Annotated in this window: 6 protein-coding genes; all 6 read right to left on the minus strand. The window is 38.8% G+C overall.

Annotated elements, in window-relative coordinates; translation table 11 throughout:
• Positions 1-149: 149 nt before the first annotated feature.
• The 6 genes from BM210_RS33975 to BM210_RS34005 all read right to left on the minus strand — a co-directional run bounded on the left by BM210_RS33975 (position 150) and on the right by BM210_RS34005 (position 5,223).
• Complete coding sequence (locus BM210_RS33975; RefSeq protein WP_091177085.1) at positions 150-917, minus strand: creatininase family protein; 768 nt, start codon at positions 915-917, stop codon at positions 150-152.
• Positions 918-1,125: 208 nt separating this feature from the next.
• Positions 1,126-1,584 (minus strand): GNAT family N-acetyltransferase, encoded by a 459-nt coding sequence (locus BM210_RS33980; protein ID WP_256224226.1) that lies wholly within the window; start codon positions 1,582-1,584, stop codon positions 1,126-1,128.
• A gap of 242 nt (positions 1,585-1,826) precedes the next feature.
• Entirely contained in the window at positions 1,827-2,048 is a 222-nt protein-coding gene (locus tag BM210_RS33985; RefSeq protein ID WP_091177087.1) for a hypothetical protein, read from the minus strand.
• Between the two features lie 679 nt (positions 2,049-2,727).
• Positions 2,728-3,114 carry a transposase gene (locus BM210_RS36500; RefSeq protein ID WP_371263586.1) on the minus strand — a complete coding sequence of 129 codons (387 nt, stop codon included), beginning with the start codon at positions 3,112-3,114 and terminating at the stop codon, positions 2,728-2,730.
• Between the two features lie 241 nt (positions 3,115-3,355).
• A complete protein-coding gene (gene lepB, locus BM210_RS33995) occupies positions 3,356-3,871 on the minus strand; it encodes a signal peptidase I (RefSeq protein WP_218185024.1) in 516 nt (171 codons plus the stop codon).
• A 614-nt stretch (positions 3,872-4,485) separates the two neighbouring features.
• Positions 4,486-5,223 (minus strand): protein kinase family protein, encoded by a 738-nt coding sequence (locus tag BM210_RS34005; RefSeq protein WP_091177089.1) that lies wholly within the window; start codon positions 5,221-5,223, stop codon positions 4,486-4,488.
• Between the last annotated feature and the right edge of the window lie 408 nt (positions 5,224-5,631).

Below are 5,631 nucleotides of genomic sequence, written 5' to 3' on the forward strand. Positions count from 1 at the left end.
TGACTTGGTAGGTTATTTAGTATGCTTAATTTAACAATACCATATGATTTAGGTTCATTTTACTGGGAATCTTGACAAGCTATTAGCTGGTATAGCGTAACAAGGCTGCCGGTTTCTGCCGGCAGCCTTGTTGCGGTTTGTTTATTGAGCTATCGTTCGTAATCATGCTTCTGTTTTTCTACGGTATCCCTCATCAAGGTTTGCTTCAAACCATCTGTTCTTTTAGTAATAAATGTTTCCCAAAATATTTTTCCTTTTTCTGCAAGTTCTTTTTGTGAGTAAATTCCTTCTTCAAACTTTCCCCAACAACCTTCCTGAGTAAGTTTACCCCACCCTAGATAATCTGCATAAAGACGATTTTCTGATGGTATGTCTGAACCCATAGAATTTATTCTTACCAGTTCTGGACAAAGCCACATAGCTGTACAAACGGACAATAAACCACCATGTATTTCGTTTAAGCCCTGTAAACCTGCCTTTTCAACTGCTGCTTCCCAAGCCAAATTCGTATTATGATTTGCGGAGATTAAGATGATCTGCGGATATTTGTAATTTATATTCTTGATAAAAGCACTCTCCCAATATGAACCACCATGCCCTGTGCAGACCAAAAACTTCGTAACCCCTTGTCTTGTCAGGTTTATAATTACATCTTCTAGCATGGCTGTTAAGATATTGGGGCTTATCGTAACCGTCCCTTTAAAATTGGCGTGTTCTTCAGATGTATTAAAAGGGATTGTTGGTAACACATAAGCATTTAATTCTCTACCATAAGCATCGGCATATAATTCTGCGATAAGTGTATCTAGATGCATCGGTAAGTACGGTCCAAACTGTTCTGTTGCTCCTACGGATAAAATAACAGTATCAATACCACTATTTGAAATTTCTGTTGTCGTATTTTTAAAGTTAAACATAATAACACTCCCCAAATAAACATGAAAATTCCCACTACATGGAAAATTATACCATGTTTAAAAGTGGAAATTAGATATAACCAAATTATCCTTATGGCTGTAGGAAAGGAGGCAATGTTCTAACGTAGATTAAACTCTCCTGCCCACTAGTTCAACACTAGTTGCCGTTTTCCACCACGCTCTACTGTTAGATAAATTTAGTTAAGTTTTATAAAGGCAAAAACGTAGCAACGTAGTTAATTCTATTATATTCTTGTTGAAAACCAAATTTGTTATATAACGACTTCGCTGCGTGGTTTTTACTATCTACGGTTAGCCTAACATCATCAGCACCTGAATGTTTTAATCGATGTAGAATTTCGGATAACAGCACTTTCCCAATACCACGTTTTTGCCACTCGCGCCTTAAAGCTATGGTTGGTATTCGAGCATGAGTCCCTCTAAGAATCGAAGAAATAAGACCAATAGGATTTCCAATTTCATTTGTGCATAAGATATACAGATTCGGAGAGAAATTAGTTCCCTGGAATTCATGAACTACGCTCTCTTGGCTTTTGTTACTGCAGAATGCCTCATTATATATATCAGCCCAAGCATTTGCGTCCTCAAGGGTAGGGGGATGGAATTGAAATCCTAATAGTTGGCTGAAGATCTTTAAGTTAACCATGTTTTTCAAACAGAGTATCTCCAAGGTACTTTCCTCTTGCATTCCAAAGTTGACCCCAATAGTGGTTTCTCCAGGAATACACGTGAGCGCACGGTGTTTAAAGCGAATGGGCTTTGCATCTTCTCGCCCGATCCCTTTGAGTCGGGTAAATATGAAGTTGAATATTGCTGTACCAATCCCACGCCTACGCCAATCCACGTCTACTGTCCCGAAACAATCAACGGCGATATGCATTTCTTGTTCTACGAAGCACAATGAAAAATAACCGACGATAGTCTGCCAATCTCAATAACGAAAGTATTCTCACGGATTCTTCTATCTGGTTCGTCCAAATTTTGTTCGAACTCTGCTACAGATACTCCGTTCATCATGTGAAATGAGTCGCGGTTAATCATTGTTACAATTCTGTCTGTGTCGGACCGTGTATGTACTCGAATTGACATATCTGTGTCCGAAAGTTTCATTGAACGTTACCCTCCCTCATCATTACCAACTGAACCCATTAAGTTTGCTACTCTCTGAACTTGCCAATCCATGCAAAATACTCGGATAACACTTTTTCCATTCCAGGTAATTGTTATAGAACGCTCTCATGTGTCGTCCATAGTGTGACAACTCTCTTTCTCCATTCGATATTAATTAATTCCACATTTTGTTAAACTATACTCCCTCTATGAAGAATCACTTTTCTCTTAGATGCTCATGTTTTCTTAGAATTTCAATGTTTTACTTATTTAACAGATCACTTTTTCATGGAAACAAATTAAAGATGAAGAAAAATATGGGGCTGCAAAAAGCGCAAAATATCTCCACCTAGACCACTTCTCTGTAAAAAATGGTTTCTCCGGTAAAGTATGGTTGCACCTATGGATCTCCACATTGGCTCATGGTGGTCAACCCTCCCATGTCTCACAGAGTCTACGCTCCCACATTCCTTCATTCAACCTGTCCATGAGGTGGAGGTCAGATATGCTGCCCGACAGGATCTTCGTCCGTATGTTAGTTTCGTTCCGACTCATCCGTGCTTTAGTTGTCTGTTGTTTGTTACAACCTCAATTTCTAAGAAGAAGCTGTTGCATCTATACTGCTAGTGGTACTTCCTTGAATCCAGGAATATCCTGCATCATTTTTTCTTCACTGAATTCATGTCCCTTTTTCATGATCCGGCCGTTTGGTGTAATACTCGTGCAAGGCTTTAAATGCTCCGTTTTTCGCAACCAATGGCATGATGACGCGAAAGAGTAAGGCTCGAAGTCGCTTCCTACCTCGCTTCGTAATTTTGGTCTGTCCTTTGTGTTTGCCCGATGTGTTTTCTTTTAAGTTTAGTCCTGCAAGCTTTACGATCTGCTTGGGATGACGGTATTGGTGGATGTCGCCAACCTCAGCGATGAATCCAGCTATCGTATCTCGGCCCATCCCTTTGATCGCCAATAGTTGCTGAACATATGGGATTTGCTCCATGAGCTCGTCAAGTTTCACATCAAGCTCTGAAAACTTACTTTGAAGATATTCATACTGCGTTAGTAGCAACTGAAGCTCCACCTTAGCTAACTCTGTGCCTTGTTTCATACCTACAGAGCGGCTGGCTGCTGCTTTCAGGCTCTTCACGCGACCTAGGCGAGTCCGCGCTTTGCAGCTTCTCTTAGATGCTTCAACAAGATCTCATCCGATAGTGAGACAAGTTCATGCGGAAGCAAATAGAGGCTAAGCATTTGGCGGGCCGACTTGCATTCCCAATCCTTAGCGGAGCGAAGCTAAGATAGTAAAAAGCTTACCTTAAATCCCTCTTATCAATTAAATGCGTTGGAATTTTTAAAACTACCTTCCCTATCAACCTTTCTTTATCCACGAAAGGGGTAGTCCACGAATGAGAGTCGAAACTATCATTACGGTTGTCGCCTAAAAAAAAGTATTTGTTTTCGGGGACAGTAATCGGACCAAATTCATACCGAATTGGCTCGTTTAAGTAAGTTTCGGATACTTTTACACCATTACGAATCAGTGCCCCGTTCTTAATTTCAATCACATCACCAGGAGTTCCTATGAGTCTCTTTACATACCTTTCATTAACCTTCTCAGTTATAGGTGGATAAAATACAACAATATCACCAAACTGATAATCATCCATCCATATTATTTTCTCAACAATTAATCGGTCATTAATTTGAATGGTTGGAAGCATCGAACCAGTCGGAACAATCATAGCTTCTGCGACAAATGTTCTAATAGTCATCGACGCAACGATTGCAATTAGAAAGCTTATTCCCCAACTTTTAATTATTTTCATGAATTGAACTCTCCTCTCCATTTCAACGAACTTATTATCTTTTATTAACGATTATTAAATGAAATTGGTTGCATTAACTTTTCCTTTATACACTTCCTAAGGTTCGAAGGTTACGCTGTTTTTCCTCATTTCATTAGCAGCAAATAACGTTACTGACTAATTCCATTAATCTGCCCAATAGCTTAATGAGGCTACCGATCATTCCTACTCGTTAGCGTAGTGATTCCAAATGATTTCGAGCTATGTTAACTTTTTGGAAAACCACAAATTATGTAGTCAAGGAATCATTAATGTAAAGTGACTTCCAGTATTCCCACGCTTTTAAGTAATCTTCCAAATCATGTGGATGGAGTTGTATACAGATCCCAATACGGCAATAAAGTTGAAAGATTACTTCTTCAATAAGCCTTGATCTCTCTACAGGTTCATGATTGAGTAAAGTGAATGTTGCAATTAAAGTTTCTAAGTTCAAATCATCTGGTGAGGAGCAAAATGCATAAGTAAAATCATATAGCATTGGACCAATCATTGGTGAAGGGTCGATAACACCCTTTAGTGAGTGTTCATGAAATACAAAATTATGGATTCCAGTATCTCCATGTATATAAAATGAACTAAACATCATGACAGCAAGGCGGAGCTGCGAAAGCAGACCCTTCTTCCAATCGCTGTTGCAGCCAGATTCTTTCTATTCTTGGCCCTATAGGGGTAAGAATCCGTCTGCATAGGCGAACACTTCGTTTCTCCAGAAGGGTCCGCTTTCTCCGCTCGGGCTGTGTGTTTCTTTTGTTCGTCTTATATAGCAAATATCTGGATTCATGCTCTGCACAATTCGATATGTTTTCAACAATTGATCTCACTCTATCATAATCCTCAACTGTCAAAAGACTACCCCAATTATCTCTCGTACCCTCCAAACTCCGATAATTCCATTCACTCCAAGTTTGAATTGGTCTTTGTATCCTTCCCCACATTTCAGTTTGAAGTGATTTTTCGTATTGATTGAATAACTCTTTAGCTAAAATTGTCAACCAATTAATCTTTAAACAACGATTTTTATGAGTTGTACCAGCAATATATGAATACACAACAAACGCCTTTTCAGGATCAGTATAAAGAATTTTAGGTAGAAGAATAATGTGCCGATATGTATTAAGAAAGTCTTCAGCTAAGGTAATTTGTTGCGGGCGATCTATCTTTAAAACGTATTTTTCTTCGTTGTTCTCTGAAAGAATATAAACATGCCCATCAGTAGATCCAGTCCTATTTTTTATCGCAATAATATTTTTACCAAATAATCCTTTTTCATAAAGATTTTTGATGATATTGTTAATATCTCCGGTTTCTAACATTATTTTATTTTCTCCTTTAACACTCGATTAGATGAATCTGCCTCTATAAAATAGTTTTCATCAACTTTCTAAACTTATGATAGTATCCATATTTTGTCAACTTTATTTAATTCGAGAATACGATTATTCTGGAGGGGATTCAAGATAAAGTTACGTTTTAATCAACTATCCTACCCGTTCGTATTATGAGGTCACCAGATCTTTCTGGTAGACCTCATTTTTGTGTGGTCGTAAGATAACGGTAGCCGGGGATCGAACGTTTCTGCCCGTGGGAGTTGGATCCCGAGAGCTATACAGTTCATCCCCCCTGCTTGTTATACCATGATTAGGCTGGTTGGGACGATGATCCCGAATCACATGCGATAATGTGGACAACAAGAAGGTCAGGGGTTACCGGTGAAAATATAT

The sequence above is a fragment of the Paenibacillus sp. 1_12 genome (assembly GCF_900114475.1).
Taxonomy (GTDB): Bacteria; Bacillota; Bacilli; order Paenibacillales; family NBRC-103111; genus Paenibacillus_S.